Annotated in this window: 15 protein-coding genes; 13 read left to right on the top strand and 2 right to left on the bottom strand. The window is 47.8% G+C overall.

What is annotated here, in order from left to right; all coding sequences use genetic code 11:
• Positions 1-138: 138 nt before the first annotated feature.
• Positions 139-936 carry a C40 family peptidase gene (locus tag LDO05_RS15300; protein ID WP_251376207.1) on the top strand — a complete coding sequence of 266 codons (798 nt, stop codon included), beginning with the start codon at positions 139-141 and terminating at the stop codon, positions 934-936.
• Between the two features lie 194 nt (positions 937-1,130).
• Here LDO05_RS15300 and LDO05_RS15295 read toward each other — a convergent pair whose 3' ends face one another.
• Positions 1,131-1,499: a hypothetical protein gene (locus LDO05_RS15295; protein ID WP_251376206.1), complete on the bottom strand. Its 369-nt coding sequence runs from the start codon at positions 1,497-1,499 to the stop codon at positions 1,131-1,133.
• 153 nt (positions 1,500-1,652) lie between these two features.
• Between LDO05_RS15295 and LDO05_RS15290 the strand changes: the two genes are divergently transcribed.
• Positions 1,653-2,213, top strand: a complete 561-nt coding sequence (locus LDO05_RS15290) for a hypothetical protein (RefSeq protein WP_251376205.1) — start codon at positions 1,653-1,655, stop codon at positions 2,211-2,213.
• Between the two features lie 135 nt (positions 2,214-2,348).
• Here the strand turns inward: LDO05_RS15290 and LDO05_RS15285 are convergent, their stop codons facing one another.
• Complete coding sequence (locus LDO05_RS15285; protein WP_251376203.1) at positions 2,349-2,522, bottom strand: DUF1328 domain-containing protein; 174 nt, start codon at positions 2,520-2,522, stop codon at positions 2,349-2,351.
• A 252-nt stretch (positions 2,523-2,774) separates the two neighbouring features.
• On the opposite strand from LDO05_RS15285, the gene LDO05_RS15280 reads away from it, so the two are divergent.
• The 11 genes from LDO05_RS15280 to LDO05_RS15230 all read left to right on the top strand — a co-directional run bounded on the left by LDO05_RS15280 (position 2,775) and on the right by LDO05_RS15230 (position 14,778).
• Entirely contained in the window at positions 2,775-3,272 is a 498-nt protein-coding gene (locus LDO05_RS15280; protein WP_251376201.1) for a DUF948 domain-containing protein, read from the top strand.
• A 36-nt stretch (positions 3,273-3,308) separates the two neighbouring features.
• The gene (locus tag LDO05_RS15275) at positions 3,309-3,842 is read left to right on the top strand and encodes a hypothetical protein (RefSeq protein ID WP_251376200.1); all 534 of its coding nucleotides are present in this window, start codon (positions 3,309-3,311) and stop codon (positions 3,840-3,842) included.
• Positions 3,843-3,944: 102 nt separating this feature from the next.
• Positions 3,945-4,286, top strand: coding sequence for a YflT domain-containing protein (locus LDO05_RS15270; RefSeq protein WP_251376199.1), 342 nt, complete (start codon positions 3,945-3,947; stop codon positions 4,284-4,286).
• Positions 4,287-4,511: 225 nt separating this feature from the next.
• Complete coding sequence (locus LDO05_RS15265; protein ID WP_251376197.1) at positions 4,512-5,693, top strand: PP2C family protein-serine/threonine phosphatase; 1,182 nt, start codon at positions 4,512-4,514, stop codon at positions 5,691-5,693.
• Positions 5,677-9,333: a response regulator gene (locus LDO05_RS15260; RefSeq protein WP_251376196.1), complete on the top strand. Its 3,657-nt coding sequence runs from the start codon at positions 5,677-5,679 to the stop codon at positions 9,331-9,333. Before LDO05_RS15265 ends, LDO05_RS15260 begins: the two co-directional genes overlap by 17 nt.
• A 73-nt stretch (positions 9,334-9,406) precedes the next feature.
• On the top strand, positions 9,407-10,279 hold the full coding sequence (locus tag LDO05_RS15255; RefSeq protein WP_251376195.1) for a CheR family methyltransferase: 873 nt from the start codon (positions 9,407-9,409) through the stop codon (positions 10,277-10,279).
• 28 nt (positions 10,280-10,307) lie between these two features.
• Positions 10,308-11,978 (top strand): response regulator, encoded by a 1,671-nt coding sequence (locus LDO05_RS15250; protein WP_251376193.1) that lies wholly within the window; start codon positions 10,308-10,310, stop codon positions 11,976-11,978.
• Between the two features lie 144 nt (positions 11,979-12,122).
• The gene (locus tag LDO05_RS15245; RefSeq protein ID WP_251378752.1) at positions 12,123-12,461 is read left to right on the top strand and encodes an STAS domain-containing protein; all 339 of its coding nucleotides are present in this window, start codon (positions 12,123-12,125) and stop codon (positions 12,459-12,461) included.
• Between the two features lie 18 nt (positions 12,462-12,479).
• Entirely contained in the window at positions 12,480-12,932 is a 453-nt protein-coding gene (rsbW, locus tag LDO05_RS15240) for an anti-sigma B factor RsbW (protein ID WP_251376191.1), read from the top strand.
• Positions 12,929-13,699, top strand: coding sequence for a sigma-70 family RNA polymerase sigma factor (locus tag LDO05_RS15235; RefSeq protein ID WP_251376190.1), 771 nt, complete (start codon positions 12,929-12,931; stop codon positions 13,697-13,699). Before rsbW ends, LDO05_RS15235 begins: the two co-directional genes overlap by 4 nt.
• Before the next feature lie 104 nt (positions 13,700-13,803).
• Complete coding sequence (locus tag LDO05_RS15230) at positions 13,804-14,778, top strand: magnesium transporter CorA family protein (protein ID WP_251376189.1); 975 nt, start codon at positions 13,804-13,806, stop codon at positions 14,776-14,778.
• Positions 14,779-14,842 lie beyond the last annotated feature (64 nt).

The raw sequence follows: 14,842 nt of genomic DNA, 5'->3' as shown, positions 1-14,842 counted from the left end.
AGGAATGGAAGTTAGGGAGTTAGCATCAATCGCTAAATGTGCAGAAAGACATATGTTGAGTTCCTGCTGAAATGCCGATAAATCAGACAAGCCCCATTTCAGACACACAACTCAGAACAGTCCCAGGGAGGATTCAACATGAAAAAGAGCTTGGCGGTTGGACTTATCACTACGATTCTACTCGGTCATGCAGGCTTACTCACCGCATCTCATGTGCAGGCTGCTGTTACTGTCCAGAAGGCCGGACTTACGGGAACCGTTCAATATGGCGTGAATCTCAGAGTTAGTCCATCTACCTCTGCACGTATTGTTAAGCTGCTTAAAGCAGGAGAGACGGTTAGCATTACCGCAAAGGATCATCCCTATTTCTACAAGGTGGTTACCTCGGGCGGACAGGCTGGGTACGTCAGCAAATCGGAGAAATACATAAAGCTGAATGCGGGAGGGGATGCGGAGACAGGCAATCAAGATCAGGCAGCTGCTCAGCCAGAGCTTGAGAAGAAGCTGTCAGCTCTGTTCCAGACGGCCAGAAAGTATCTGGGTACGCCCTATGAATATGGTTCGGACCGATCTACAGTGGACACTTTTGACTGCTCGGATTTCTCCCGGCAGATCTACCGTGAGGCGCTGAACATTATACTGCCGGCGGATTCAAGGGCCCAAGGCCAGTGGATCAAGACCAACAGTACAGCCGTATTCAACATGAATGAGCTTCGTCCGGGGGATTTGATCTTCTTTATGGGTTATAAGGGCTCGTCCAGTGACGCATATCAAGGGATTGACAGGACTACGGAACGGATTAACCATGTAGGGGTATATCTGGGCAACGGTCAGATGATCCATACCTACTCGGTCAGCTCGGGAGGCGTACGTATAGATACGTTAACCGGTTCATGGGCGAAGCGGTTTTTGTATGGGGGAAGTGTGCTCCAATAGATAGTTGCATTAAATAGTTACAGCGTTACAACTTAGATAGAATGCTATTCATCGAAATACACAAAACGCCCTGCCCGGACAAGAGATACATCTCTTATGTCTGAGCAGGGCGTTATTTATTGGGAGCCGGCCGGTGGTTTCAGTTATGTAAACGCCGGGAGGCTGGTTTTGGTTAATATAGGCTTTATGCTATATTATTTAGTATATCCAGGCGCGAATACCCAGCCTTTACCTAACCAAGTGTAGATTTCTACCCAATCTCCGATGATTTGGCCAGTTGGCTCAAGCAGCTGCGGATCAAGCTTGCCCCATGCTTTGCCGTTAGGGTCTTTATAGAATGTAGTTACTTTCAGGATCTCCCATTTCTTTGGTGGGTTAGCCACAATGAGATCTGAGACGATGATAGGAGAGCTTGTAGTACTGGAAGTAACCACAGGTGTGGACGTAGTTGTAGTAGTTTCGGTAGAAGTGGTAGTGGTCACTGGAGCTGTGTCTGCAGATGCGGCAGTTGCGAAAGCGGCGGATAGAGCCAGTGATGCTGTGATTGCTGCGAGCTTTTTCATGGTATTTCCTCCCTAGGATATGTTTGGTGTTGCTTTGTATATTTTAAATAACCAGCCAAGCGACCTAAGAATCAAAATTCAGACAAATATTTTAAAGTCAGAGGATTTTCGTTAGCGGAATGTTAAAGATTAAGTAGAGAAAGTGTGGAGAGTATGAGGAAAAAATGGTGGTTTCTTATCCCGTTCATCCTGATTATTGTGGCAGTTGCAGCTATTATTCTATACATCCGTCCGACCAAGGATCTTGATCTTATCTATACGGAACTCGATTGGAAGGCGAAGATTACCCAGATGATTGATACCCGTAAGCCTGTGATTCAGATTAATGCAGAGGAATTCAACAGGATGGCTAAGCAAAAGCTGGATAAATATTTGGCCAAAGGCGAGCTTCCTGCTCAGGTTACGGGTGCGGAATTCAAGCAGCATGGGAACCGGATTGATGCGGACATCAACGGGAGATGGGGGATTATTCCTTTTGGGGCGAAGGTGGCTTATGATATGGACTTTTCGGGAGGGCTCATTGTACTGACTCCGGTCCATGTGCAGATTAGGGGGATCACTTTAACCCCGGAGCAGCTTGGGCTTAAGCAGGTGAGTGTACCGCCGGGCAATGAGCTGCCTGAGATGATTAAGGTCAAGGATATGATCTTCCACGAGGATTCCATTGAGGCGAGACTATCCTTGAACTGGCTGGAGATTATGCGGTTATTGTAACTTCAGGAACAAGAATGTTCACAGAGCAAAAAGGCGTTAATAACTAAGGTCCGGCAGACACTTGGTTATTAACGCCTTTTTGCATTATTTTATGCTGTATAAGTTGAATTTATTGCTATGTCCGATTTGCTCCAGTTAAAGCGATCGGCGTCCATTACGTCCGGTGAAGAGAGAGATAATGAACAGAACCAGGAAGATGAAGAACAATATTTTGGCTATGGAAGCTGTTGCCGCTACCACTAGATTGAAGAATCCCAATATTCCCGCAATAAGGGCAACGACCAGAAAAATAACTGACCATTTTAACATGAAGATCATCCTTCTTTCATAGAAGATTAGTACAGCCGCATTTGAAATTCCAGCCTCTGCGACCGGCATTTCAAATACGCTCCGGTGCGGGTTGGTCCCCGCCTCGTACTGACTCTTTAACCGAGCCGTTTTGGATTGAAACAATGCGCTTTTAGCAATAATCCAGGCAGCATTTTCCTTTGTTTCGCCCAAAACTGCTCGGGGTAACTATGGGTAACACAGCTTACGAGGAAAGAAAGAGAGGTAATGTCGATGTCACTTATTTGGCAGCTTAGTGTAGCGGTTATTGCTTTAGCGTTTGTAGCCTTGGTCATCTTCCTGATCAAAACGTTAAAGGCAGCAGAAAATTCCCTTGATAAAACATCCCAAACCCTTCAGGAAGTCCAGAAGACGATTGATGAGTTAACGTATGAAGTGAAAGCGGTGCTTAGGCATGCGAACGGGATTACCGAGGATGTACAGCACAAGATGAAGCAGATTGATCCGGTTATTGAAACGGTGAAAAATGTAGGCGAAATATTGAATGAGGTGACGCTGAGCGCCAAGCAGGTATCTACGGCTTTGCTTGAGAGATTCAAGTCACCGCGGGAGACAGGCGTCTCTACGCAACAAGCCGCACGGGCTACGCTGCAGACACCTGCGGAGAAGACGGTGCAAAGCTATGAGGCTACATACTCCAAGAAGGGCTCTGGCAATTGGGTCAAATGGGTTGATCTTGCTGCAGGCGCCTGGCAGAAATTTCGCCGCTAATCGATAGACCAGCAGCTTAAAGAAAGGGTGGACATCATGTTGAGTGCAATTCTGCTGCTAATCGGACTACTTTCTCCCCTTAACGGGCCATCGGCCACAGCTCAGGATCAGGTAATAAATTCAGCGGCGCGTCCGGATTCTTCCCAAGTGATGCAGGCTTCGTACTCTCATTCCGGAATAAAGTCCGAACGTGTGGATGAATTTGATACGCTGAGTGACATCTCACTAAGTGATCAGACCAAGGATGTAATCGGCAAGAAAGGGAAGCCTGATAAGGTTACTCACGACAAGCTTACCGGTTATACGGAGTATCACTATAAGGATGTTACTGTAGGGCTGTACGATGACCAGGTATATTATGTGCATCTGGGTGCGAAAGTTAAGGAGATGAAAGTGAACGAGCAGTGGATTGCGCTTCAACCATCCGCTCTTGAACGGGCGCTGGGTCCCGCGGATTACATCGGTCAGGACGGTGAGGTCTACACCCGAGGATATAGTGCAATCAAAATTTACAGAGATGCTCAGGGCGCTGTACAGGGGATCGACTTGTTCGATTCAGCGGCTTTTTAATCACTGGCAATTTCTTGAATACTGATTCATCGGGTGGCCGGGCGGTTAATGGCTATGTAGATATTCAGAGTATAGAGAGTAGTAGAGGAGTGTGGAGTTTTCATGAGTATTGAAAGTACTAAATCTTATGCAAAAATAGTGCAAAACGGAGTTCAGGCGGTCGAGACTGTCAAAGAGCTTGGTTCGGCAGGTTATCTCGCTGAGAATATTTATGTACTTGCCCATGATCAGGAACGCACGGACCGAATCGTAGATGCTACGGAGGCCCACGAGGTTGGCCTCAAGGAAGAGGGCGTGTTCCAATCCTTGGCGAACTTGTTCCGCTCCCGTGGTGATGAGCTGCGCTCCAAAATCGAATCCTTGGGATTCACGGAGACCGAAGCCGAATTTTATGAGAAAGAACTTGACCAGGGCAAGGTGCTTGTCGTTGCTGTCCGGTCTTAAGAGTAGATATAATTTGTCGAAATATAGATAAGGAATGGGGATCATCCCTCATTCCTTATCTATATTTTTGGATAAGTGTTCGTAGTTAGCAGGAAACCTTTGAGCACCCTGTGAAGAAAATGATATAGTTAAATGGATTGAAATTTTGATAATCATATCGTTCGTTAATATATAGACTAAATATTGCAATATTACGCAAATCTTCACCGAGGCAAGGAGAGTGCTATGAAAATTTTAATTGTGGACGACAATCCGACAAATATCATCATTGTTCGCGAAATACTCAAGAAAGAAAATTACCGGAATACGACGGCGGTGTCTTCGGCATTTGAGATGTTCCAGAGTCTTGGACTTGATCATAGTGGACAAGGGGCAGTAACCGCAACTTCTGATATAGATTTGATTCTGCTGGATATGATGATGCCGGAAATGGACGGGATCGAGGCATGCCGTATCGTACAACAGTATGAAGGACTAAGGGATATTCCTATCATTATGGTCACTGCGGTGGGAGATTCCAAGAAACTGGCCGAGGCACTGGATGCGGGGGCTGTCGATTACGTTACCAAGCCGATTAACAAGGTTGAGCTTATGGCCCGCATCAGGCTCGCCCTGAGGCTCAAGCAGGAGAAGGATTGGCATAAGGAGCGCGATCAGCGTCTTCAGGAGGAGCTTAAGCTGGCAGGTCTTGTTCAGAATGCGGTATTAAGTGCACCCATCAATGACCCGTTCTTCGAGGTGGATGCCTTATATAAGCCGTCATTTGAGCTTGCGGGAGATTTGTATGCCTGGTATCCACTTGGCGACGGAAGGTATGGCATCATTCTGCTGGATATGATGGGGCATGGAATATCCTCGTCGCTATTCTGCATGTTCATTGCCTCTGTCTTGAAAGATACGGTCAACACTTATGTGGAGCCGGAAAAGGTTATTCAGGAACTGAATCGGCGATTCAGCCAGCTTCATATTGACAGTCAGCTGGTCCAGTATTACTTTACAGCGATCTATCTGGTTGTAGACACCCGGTTCAAGCGTATTGATTACGTGAATGCAGGTCATCCGCCGGGACTTTTATATATGGAGGACGGATCGCTGAATATGCTGGAGACGGGATGTCCCCCTGTGGGCCTCTTTGATACGATTGATGCGGAGACCCGTTCTATTACGTATCAGGGCAGCGGGCATATTGTACTGTATACGGATGGGCTGCTTGAGGCCATCGAAGGCGCTCAGGATGAACAGATCAGCTTCCTTGCCAGAAATCTTGCGGCCAGCCATAAGCTGGACATAGCGAAAATGCAAGGGATGTTTTTTGACGATGGCGTGCCTCAAGAACGTGAAGACGATAAATGTCTGGTGTGGATATCACTAAAAGAAGGGGAAGGCCTGAATGAGAATCAAGAGTAAGCTGATGATTGCTTTCGGATCCATTATGGCCATACTTCTGGTCTTGACTTATATCGGTTATGACCGAATGGACTTCATGAAGAAGCAAATTGATCAGATCTATCAGCAAAGATACATGAATGTGCGAAGTTCGGGTGATATGCGCGGACAGGTCAATGAAGTGACCAAGAAGCTGGCGAACCTGCTGTTGAATCCGGCTATCTCCGTAAGCAGCACCAAGCCTGAAATCATGGGCTATACCAAGAAGGCGGATGCAAGCTTGGTCGCTTTAGCGAAGAATGAGAATTCCAGTGCGGAAGAGAAGCTTATTATATCCAATCTGATGAAAGCATGGGAGCAGTACAAGGTATATCTGGAGAAACAGCTCTCCTTATTTGATCAGAATGATAGAACTGCAGCAGTCAATTTCCGGAATGCTACGGGAGTTGACGTGCAGAATAGAGTTGTAGACAGTATTAACTCACTGAGCACATTTCAAGACTTGAAGATTGAGGAAGAGGTTCAGTCTGCGCGGGCAGCGTATGAACGTTCTGTACAGATTACAGTAACTATAATGGCCGTAGGCCTGCTGTTGGCTCTTGGAGTCATGCTGTGGATCATCCCGAGCATCACGCGTGGGTTCAATACGGTATCGCAGATGATGAACAGCTTCGGCAAAGGAAAGCTTAAGGCCATCAGGCGGATCAAGGTGACTAACAAGGATGAGATTGGGGATGTAGCCCGGGTATTTCAGGAATTGTCCGAGGATTTGGAAGAGAAGCAGGAGCTGGAGAGGAAATATATGCAGGCCCAGAAGGACCAAGCCTGGGTTAACTCCAATCTGGCGCGTACTACCGAGCTGTTCCAGGGTATTAATTCACTTGAACAGGTGGCACAAATGTTCATTACTGAATTCACTCCTATACTTGGAGGCCGATATGGCGCCTTATACACACGAAGTGATCAACACAGTCCCAATGAGGTTCATCTGGCTGCGGCCTACGCTATGGATGAAGCGGGGCGTCCGAACAAGTCGTTCAAGCTGGGTGAAGGCCTAGTAGGCCAGGTCGCGCTTACCAAGGAACCGTTAACACTGGTTAAGCTGCCGGATAATTACCTTTCAATTCGCTCGGGACTGGGTGAATCCGAGCCTGCCGAGGTTATGATATACCCTGTTCTATTTGAGAATCAGCTTATGGGCGTTATAGAAGTTGCTAATTTCCTTCATTTTAATGATTTGCAGAAGCAGCTTCTGAAGGAATTGGCTTCCAGCCTTGGTATTATTCTTAATAATCTTATTGGCCGACTGAGAGTGGAAGAGCTGCTTCGGGAGTCTCAGACCCTGGCCGAGGAGCTTCAATGTCAATCTGAAGAACTGCAGAGCCAGCAGGAGGAGCTTCGCCGTTCCAATGAGAACCTGGAAGAGCAGACCAATGCTCTTAAGCGTTCAGAAGAACTTCTTCAGCGTCAGCAGGAAGAGCTGGAACACTACAATACGGAACTTGTTGCGAAGACACATGCCTTGCAGGAGCAGGTTCAAGAGGTTGAGGAGAAGAACGAAGAGATCGAGAAGACGAAGGTCCAGCTTGAGCAGCAGGCCAGTCAGCTTGCGCTTACAAGCAAATATAAGTCTGAATTTCTTGCGAATATGTCACATGAGCTGCGGACACCGCTTAACAGCCTGCTTATTCTCTCTCAGCTGCTGTCCGAGAACAAGGAAGAGAACTTGACTGCCAAGCAGAAGGAGTATGCTCAGACCATCTATATGTCCGGGGCGGATCTGCTCAAGATGATCGATGAGATCCTTGATCTATCCAAAGTGGATGCCGGCAAGATGGAGATTAATGAAGAATCGGTCAGTATATCCGAGCTTGAGCGGTTCGTGGATACGAACTTCAGGGAAGTGGCGCTCAAGAAGAATCTGCACCTTCAGACTGAAGTTGAGGATGGGGTGCCAGAGGACATCAGCACGGATGGGTACAGGGTGAAGCAGATTCTTCGGAATTTGCTGTCCAATGCATTCAAATTCACATCGGAGGGCGGAGTCAGCTTTAAAGTGACGAAAGCCAAGGCTTCGCAGCTTCCATACTATCTGGATCCTGAGAAAGATTACCTGGCCTTAACCATCAAAGATACGGGGATCGGTATACCGAAAGACAAGACAGATCTGATCTTTGAAGCCTTCCAGCAGGCAGATGGAACCACCAGCCGCAGATTTGGAGGAACCGGTCTGGGTCTGTCGATCAGCCGGGGATTGGCCTCTCTGCTAGGCGGGGGGATCTCCCTGAAGACCAAGGAAGGAGAAGGCAGCGAGTTCACCTTGTACCTTCCGAAAGACGGGATAACACCGATTCTGAAGCCTCGTGTGGCTGAGCCTTCTCCACGGGTGATCGAGCAAGCTTCTGAAGAGACAGAGTCCAGAAGCAAGAGCGAGGAGAAAGAGTCCGCATTCAGCTTGCCTGATGACAGGAATACAATTACCTCTCAGGATAAAGTGATGCTCATTGTCGAGGATGATATCCATTTTGCGAAGATACTTATTGACATGGCCAAGGCATACGGATTCAAGACTTTGACTACATCCCAAGGCGACGAAGGACTGAAGCTGGCTAGAACTTATCTGCCGGATGCTATTATTCTTGATATCCAGCTGCCTGTCATGGACGGGTGGTCCATACTCGGAGAGCTTAAGGGCAATCCGGATACCCGCCACATCCCCGTTCACGTGATCTCGGTCGTGGATGATGTGAAGCAGGGAATGAAGATGGGGGCCATCGCTTATCTTCAGAAGCCATCTTCGAGAGAAGGACTTGAGAGAGCATTCTCGCATATAGAATCTTATATGGATAAGAGTTTGAAACATCTGTTAGTGGTAGAAGATGATAAGGTACAGCGGCAGGCGATTATCGAACTGGTAGGCCATGATGATGTCGTTATTACAGCTGTATCGTCAGGCGCGGAAGCGATTCGCGAGCTGCATAGCAAGCATTACGACTGTATGGTGCTTGATTTGATGCTGACGGATATGACCGGCTTCGCCCTGCTGGATCAGATCAGGGATGATGAGAACCTCCATGATCTGCCGATCATCATTTACACAGGCAAAGAGCTTGACAGCAAGGAAGAGACAGAGCTGCGGAAATATGCAGAGTCTATCATTATCAAAGATGTGAAGTCGCCTGAGCGTCTTCTTGATGAGACGACCTTGTTCCTCCACCGTGTAGAGGCTAACCTCCCCGAAGAGAAGCGGGAGATCCTGCGGAAGCTCCATAACAAGGAGGAGCTGTTCGAAGGCAAGAAAATTCTGCTGGTCGATGATGATGTCCGGAACGTATTCGCCCTCTCCAGTGTGCTTGAAGGATATCAGATGAATGTGGTGTTCGCCGAGAATGGCAGGGAAGCGATTGAGCTTCTGCAGCAGCATAACGACTTTGATCTGGTGCTTATGGACATGATGATGCCGGAGATGGATGGTTATGAAGCGATGCGCCGGATCCGGGAGATTCCGCAGTTCGAGAAGCTTCCTATCATTGCCCTTACCGCGAAGGCGATGAAGGATGACCGCTTCAAGTGTATCGAGGCTGGAGCATCCGACTATATGAAGAAACCTATCCAGACAGATCAGCTTTTATCATTAATGCGGGTATGGTTGTATTCGTAAGCCGGGTTTGAGGGTAATAAGATGTAACCTAGGAAGGGTAAGAAGACGATTTTAGAGGCAGGGGATGGGATTCATGACACCAGACAATTCATTAGAAGGTGATATTCAGTCCCCTTTAGAAATAGATATCCATGAGCGGGAGACTATTGAAATTGAGCTTCTGCTTGAAGGAATTCATCGGCTCTATGGCTATGATTTCCGGAATTACGCCATGCCGTCTCTCAGACGGCGCATATGGCACTCCGTCCATGCCGAGAACCTGCACACGGTCTCAAGTCTGCAGGAGAAGGTGCTGCATGATCGGGCGTGCTTTGACAGACTGGTGTATAACCTGTCCATTCCGGTAACGGAGATGTTCAGGGACCCGGAGTTGTTCAAGACTTTCCGCAAGAAAGTCATTCCAATCCTCAGAACCTACCCTTACATCCGGATTTGGCATGCGGGCTGCTCGACAGGAGAAGAAGTATACTCGATGGCCATCATGCTGTATGAAGAGGGGCTGTATGACAAAGCGAGGATCTATGCCACTGACATGAATGATCGTTCCTTGGCCCAGGCGAAGGAAGGGATATTTAATATTCAGAAGATGCAGCTCTACACCAAAAATTATATGGCTTCCGGGGGCACCCGGTCATTCTCGGAATACTATACAGCGAAGTATGACTCAGTAATTTTTCAGCCGTTTCTCAGGAAAAACATGATTTTCGCGGAGCATAATCTGGCTACGGACGGTTCATTTAATGAGTTCAATGTAATCTTCTGCCGTAATGTCATGATCTACTTTGACGACAAGCTCCGGAATCATGTTCATAAATTGTTTCATGAAAGCTTGAATCACTTTGGCGTACTTGTATTAGGCTCTAAGGAATCCATTCATTTCACGGATTTCGCGGACTGCTATGAACCAATGGACATGACAGAGAAAATTTATCGCAAGATCAAATAAATTTGTCACCATTTTTGAGGAGGATTCCATGGGGTATCACGAACCAATTCACATTTTGCTGGTAGATGACCGCCCCGAGAATTTGCTCGCTCTGGAGGCGGTGCTCGATAGCGAGCAGTACAATCTGGTTAAAGCAACCTCGGGGGAAGAGGCTCTTAGACACTTGCTGAAGGATGAATTCGCTGTAATCGTGCTTGACGTTCAGATGCCGGGTATGGACGGGATCGAGACGGCCAAACTTATCAAAGCCCGTGATAAGACGAAGGATATCCCGATTATTTTCATATCGGCCAACAGCAAAGAAGCGGACCAGTTGTTCGCAGGGTACTCAGCGGGTGCTATCGACTATATGGTGAAGCCGTTCATTCCCCAGATTCTAAGATCCAAGATCGAGGGATTTGTCAGTATGTATCTGACGAATAAGAAGCATAAGACCCAGTCCATGCTGCTTCACCAGAAGACCCAGGAGCTCGAACGGATCAATGAGGAGCTGGTCAAGGCGAAGGAGGCTGCAGAAATAGCGGCCAAAGCCAAGACAGAATTCCTCGCTATGATGAGTCACGAGATCCGTACGCCCATGAACGGGGTTATTGGTATGATTGATCTCCTGATGGAGACCGAGCTTAAGGATGAGCAGAAGGAATACACGGACATTATCCGCAAGAGTGCCGATGCCCTGGTGACGGTAATCAACGATATTCTTGATTTCACCAAGATGGAGTCGGGCAAGATGGAGCTTGAAGAGAATCCGTTCGAGCTGCAGAGCGGCATCCAAGAGGTGTTCAATCTGTTCTCGGTAGATGCCGGCCGTAAAAATCTGGAGCTGGTCTACTTCATCGACGAGCAGATTCCTCCGGTGATCTACGGGGACCAGGGCCGCATGCGGCAGATTCTGATCAACCTGATCTCCAATGCCATCAAATTCACAGATCATGGCGGGATCTATCTGGTAGTTACGCCAAAGAAAGTCGAAGCCGAGCGTATGTCGCTTGAGTTCACGGTAAAAGATACGGGTATCGGTATTCCAGCCGAGAAGATCGATAAGCTGTTCAAGCCGTTCTCACAGCTTGATTCTTCCATGACCCGGAAATACGGAGGCACTGGCCTGGGGCTTGCCATTTGTCGTACGCTGGTACAGATGATGGGCGGTGAGATCCGTGTGGAATCCATGGAGGAGAACGGGGCAACCTTCATTTTCACCGTGGAGGTGGGGAAGTATGAGGACAACGCCGGAGAAGATGACAGTGAGGCTCTGGAGGACCGCAGCGAATTCGTTCAACTGCTGGCTCCGAGACGGGTCCTGGTCGTTGACGATCATCCCATTAATCAGAAGCTGATGCTGAGCATGCTTCGCAAGCTTGGCTATACGGCGGATGTGGCCGAGAATGGAGAACGGGCCATCAAGATGGTACAGGTGCCGGGAGGATATGACTATATCTTCATGGATCTGCAGATGCCTGTGATGGATGGTTTGGAGGCTACCCGGAGAATCTGCGCGGATTCGGGAGCGGACCCATCCCCGGTAATTATCGCCATGACAGCCGATGTAATGGAAGGGACGAGAACCCGCTGTCTGGATGCGGGAATGGTCGATTACGTCAGCAAGCCGGTTAAGCTTAGCAGTCTGAAGAAGATATTGACCAAATATACGGAGACGGCTGTCCCATTAGAGGGATATGAACAGCTTAAAGGCAGCTAAATAGTGGATAAATCTATGGAATGTGCTAAAGATACCCAGTCTTTGAGCCGTTCCTTTTTGTTTCACACGTCTGGGATTGGGTTAATGAATATAGAATTGGCTACGAAATTAAAAAAAGAAAACATAATTCAGGAGAGAGTGTCTATGAATACAAATAAGAGTGATAAGTTCAATGCTACTACCCAGGTAGAAGACGGCACATGCACGGTGTATTTAAAAGGAGAACTCGATTTATCCGTGGCACCGGACTTTAGACAGGTAATGGAGCCTCTCGTTGGGGATGGGGAAGTTGACTTGGTAATTAACCTGAAGGATTTGAAATACATTGACAGCACAGGGATTGGAATCCTGTTATCCATCTTGAAAGCAAGACATGGTATGAGCGCACAGTTTCTTGTTCGGGAAGTTCCGGCCCAAATCCAGAAGTTGTTTGACATGACCGGAATAGCTAAATTTTTCGCCTCACAGGAGAATCCCCAATAGGAAAGGATCGAAGCTAGAATGAAAGACGAAGTTCAAAGAGTTATATTACATTTACCGGCAACAGCGGATTATGTCGATATTGTTAGGCTGAATTTGTATGGTATTGCTTCCAAAATGGGCTTCTCCTATGAGGACATCGAAGATATGAAGGTGGCGGTCTCCGAGGCCTGTAATAACTCTGTCCTCTATGCCTACAAGCAGGAAGACGGCACGGTTGAGGTGACTTTCGAGATCAAGCCGGATTCATTGTCAATTACGGTCAAAGATGAAGGGGAGAGCTTTGATTCGTGGGACAAAACAGACGAGCGGGTAACGCTTCACGATAAAAATCTGGACGATGCCCAAATCGGAGGTCTCGGCTTCTATTTGATGCAGGCGCTTATGGATGATGTAAGCGTTGTGAGCGAGGCAGGGAAAGGAACAAAAGTGGTCCTCATCCGCAATCTCGCTCGCAGTGAGGAGACGGTATGACAGATAGACTGACTCCCCCAGAGTCGATGAACGAAGCAATCGGTCTAATCTGGGAATACCAGCAGACCAAAGATAATGAAATTGCCACCGTGCTCATCAAGAAATATGAGCCCATGGTGAAGATGGCGGCAGGCAAGATCGCCCGCAACCGTCCTGACTTATATGAGGATCTATATCAGGTAGGGCAGATGGCTCTGATCCGCCTTCTTCAGCAGTATGACATTGATCTGGGTATCCCCTTTGAGCCCTACGCGATGAAGAGTATGATTGGTCATATGAAGAACTTCCTGCGGGATAAATCCTGGTATATCCAGGTGCCGCGCCGAATTAAGGAAAAGGGAGCCTTGGTGCAGCAAGCGATCGATGAGCTCACCGTGAAGCTTGAGCGGTCGCCAGATGTGAAGGAGATTGCCTCATTCCTGGATCTATCCGTGGAAGAGACGGTTGAAGTGCTGGCCGGAAGGGAATGCTATCATTATGTATCCCTGGATTCACCGCTATCCCAGGATGAGAGTACGGCAACGCTTGGGGAATTAATCAGCTCTGAGGCGAACGACTTTGATACGGTCGAGAAAAGAATGGACCTTCAACAAGCCCTCAGCCAATTGAAGGAACAGGAGCAAAGTGTGCTGCTTCTGGCATTCCAGGATGGTCAATCACAACGTGCAATTGCACAGAAGCTGGGAGTATCCCAGATGAGCGTATCACGTATCCAAAAAAGAGCGACCGAGAAGCTTAAGCAGATTATGTCTAACTCGGGGTCCTAAATATGGTTTTACCCTGTACTTACACATGAAGACACGCCATTCTTAGGAATGAAGCGTGTCTTTTTTGAAGATGCGGGGATGTCTCAGACAAAGGAGAGCGCGGAATGACGGAAGAGTCAAAGGTCAGGCAGGAGTGGACCATGAACCAAGGCTGGAAGTGGATTGACTTAAATATTGAGAACTGGCATACAGCGGTGATCAAGGATCTGGAAGATCAGTATCCTCTGGCCGACGAGTGGCTGAAGGAGATCCCCAGGGTCGAGACCAGCTATCTTTCGGTCCGGCTAACTGAGGATGACCGCCCCGCTATATTCGGATCTTTGCTTTACTCAGTCAAGCTTGAAATTGATTCTTCTGAGTCATGCAACAAGTTTCACTTTTTCCTAAGTGATGAGGTCTTCATAACCATTAATTTGGATGAGAGCAGCCGTAAGATCATGGCATCCGATGAACGGATTAGAATTTTGAGAGATTGCCCTCATCCCCGTGATGGATTATTCATTCTTGCCAGAACCATGATGCACTACTTTCATACCGGTATGGACAATTTTGAAGCGAATCTGCGCAAAGTCGAAGATTCGATGCGTAAGCGGAACAAGAAGAATATTATGGACCGGATATTGAATTCGCGTTTCGAGCTTCTTTATTGGCACAATCTGTTCATTCCCTTTCAGGAGCTGCTTACCGCAGCACGCGAAGCCTACTTGGAGGAGATCGACAGCAGTGTGTATTTCAAGAGATACTTTTACCGTCTGGAGCGAGTGGAACAGCTGTTCATTCATTATGAGCGGGAGATCGATACCCTGATCTCGATCGATGATGCGATCTCCGCATTCCGGGGCAATGAGATTACGAAGACACTGACTATTATCGCGTCGATCTTCACCCCGGCTACAGTGATTGGTGCGATATGGGGGATGAATTTTGACTATTTACCTTGGACCAAGAACGGTGTGTGGGGCTTTGTGCTGGTAAGCGGATTAATTCTGCTGAGCACGGTAACTTTGGGAATTTGGCTCAAAGCCAAAGGATGGACCGGAGACTTACTTGATCCACAGGACAATGAGTCCAATCTGTGAACCGCAGGGGACAAATTAAACTAAGCCTGGGCTGCCGCACAGGCTCAACTTGAGAGCACCGGAA

It is taken from the genome of Paenibacillus sp. YPG26 (assembly GCF_023704175.1).
Taxonomy (GTDB): domain Bacteria; phylum Bacillota; class Bacilli; order Paenibacillales; family Paenibacillaceae; genus Fontibacillus.
This window is presented reverse-complemented; position numbering and strand designations above follow the sequence as displayed.

What these genes read in the sequence shown, in the direction of transcription:
- LDO05_RS15250 (WP_251376193.1), top strand. Translation starts at nt 10,308, where the DNA reads ATGGGGTATCACGAACCAATTCACATTTTGCTGGTAGATGACCGCCCC.
- rsbW (WP_251376191.1), top strand. Translation starts at nt 12,480, where the DNA reads ATGAAAGACGAAGTTCAAAGAGTTATATTACATTTACCGGCAACAGCG.
- LDO05_RS15285 (WP_251376203.1), bottom strand. Translation starts at nt 2,522, where the DNA reads ATGTTAAAATGGTCAGTTATTTTTCTGGTCGTTGCCCTTATTGCGGGA.
- LDO05_RS15265 (WP_251376197.1), top strand. Translation starts at nt 4,512, where the DNA reads ATGAAAATTTTAATTGTGGACGACAATCCGACAAATATCATCATTGTT.
- LDO05_RS15270 (WP_251376199.1), top strand. Translation starts at nt 3,945, where the DNA reads ATGAGTATTGAAAGTACTAAATCTTATGCAAAAATAGTGCAAAACGGA.
- LDO05_RS15230 (WP_251376189.1), top strand. Translation starts at nt 13,804, where the DNA reads ATGACGGAAGAGTCAAAGGTCAGGCAGGAGTGGACCATGAACCAAGGC.
- LDO05_RS15245 (WP_251378752.1), top strand. Translation starts at nt 12,123, where the DNA reads ATGAATACAAATAAGAGTGATAAGTTCAATGCTACTACCCAGGTAGAA.
- LDO05_RS15300 (WP_251376207.1), top strand. Translation starts at nt 139, where the DNA reads ATGAAAAAGAGCTTGGCGGTTGGACTTATCACTACGATTCTACTCGGT.
- LDO05_RS15280 (WP_251376201.1), top strand. Translation starts at nt 2,775, where the DNA reads ATGTCACTTATTTGGCAGCTTAGTGTAGCGGTTATTGCTTTAGCGTTT.
- LDO05_RS15255 (WP_251376195.1), top strand. Translation starts at nt 9,407, where the DNA reads ATGACACCAGACAATTCATTAGAAGGTGATATTCAGTCCCCTTTAGAA.
- LDO05_RS15290 (WP_251376205.1), top strand. Translation starts at nt 1,653, where the DNA reads ATGAGGAAAAAATGGTGGTTTCTTATCCCGTTCATCCTGATTATTGTG.
- LDO05_RS15235 (WP_251376190.1), top strand. Translation starts at nt 12,929, where the DNA reads ATGACAGATAGACTGACTCCCCCAGAGTCGATGAACGAAGCAATCGGT.
- LDO05_RS15260 (WP_251376196.1), top strand. Translation starts at nt 5,677, where the DNA reads ATGAGAATCAAGAGTAAGCTGATGATTGCTTTCGGATCCATTATGGCC.
- LDO05_RS15275 (WP_251376200.1), top strand. Translation starts at nt 3,309, where the DNA reads ATGTTGAGTGCAATTCTGCTGCTAATCGGACTACTTTCTCCCCTTAAC.
- LDO05_RS15295 (WP_251376206.1), bottom strand. Translation starts at nt 1,499, where the DNA reads ATGAAAAAGCTCGCAGCAATCACAGCATCACTGGCTCTATCCGCCGCT.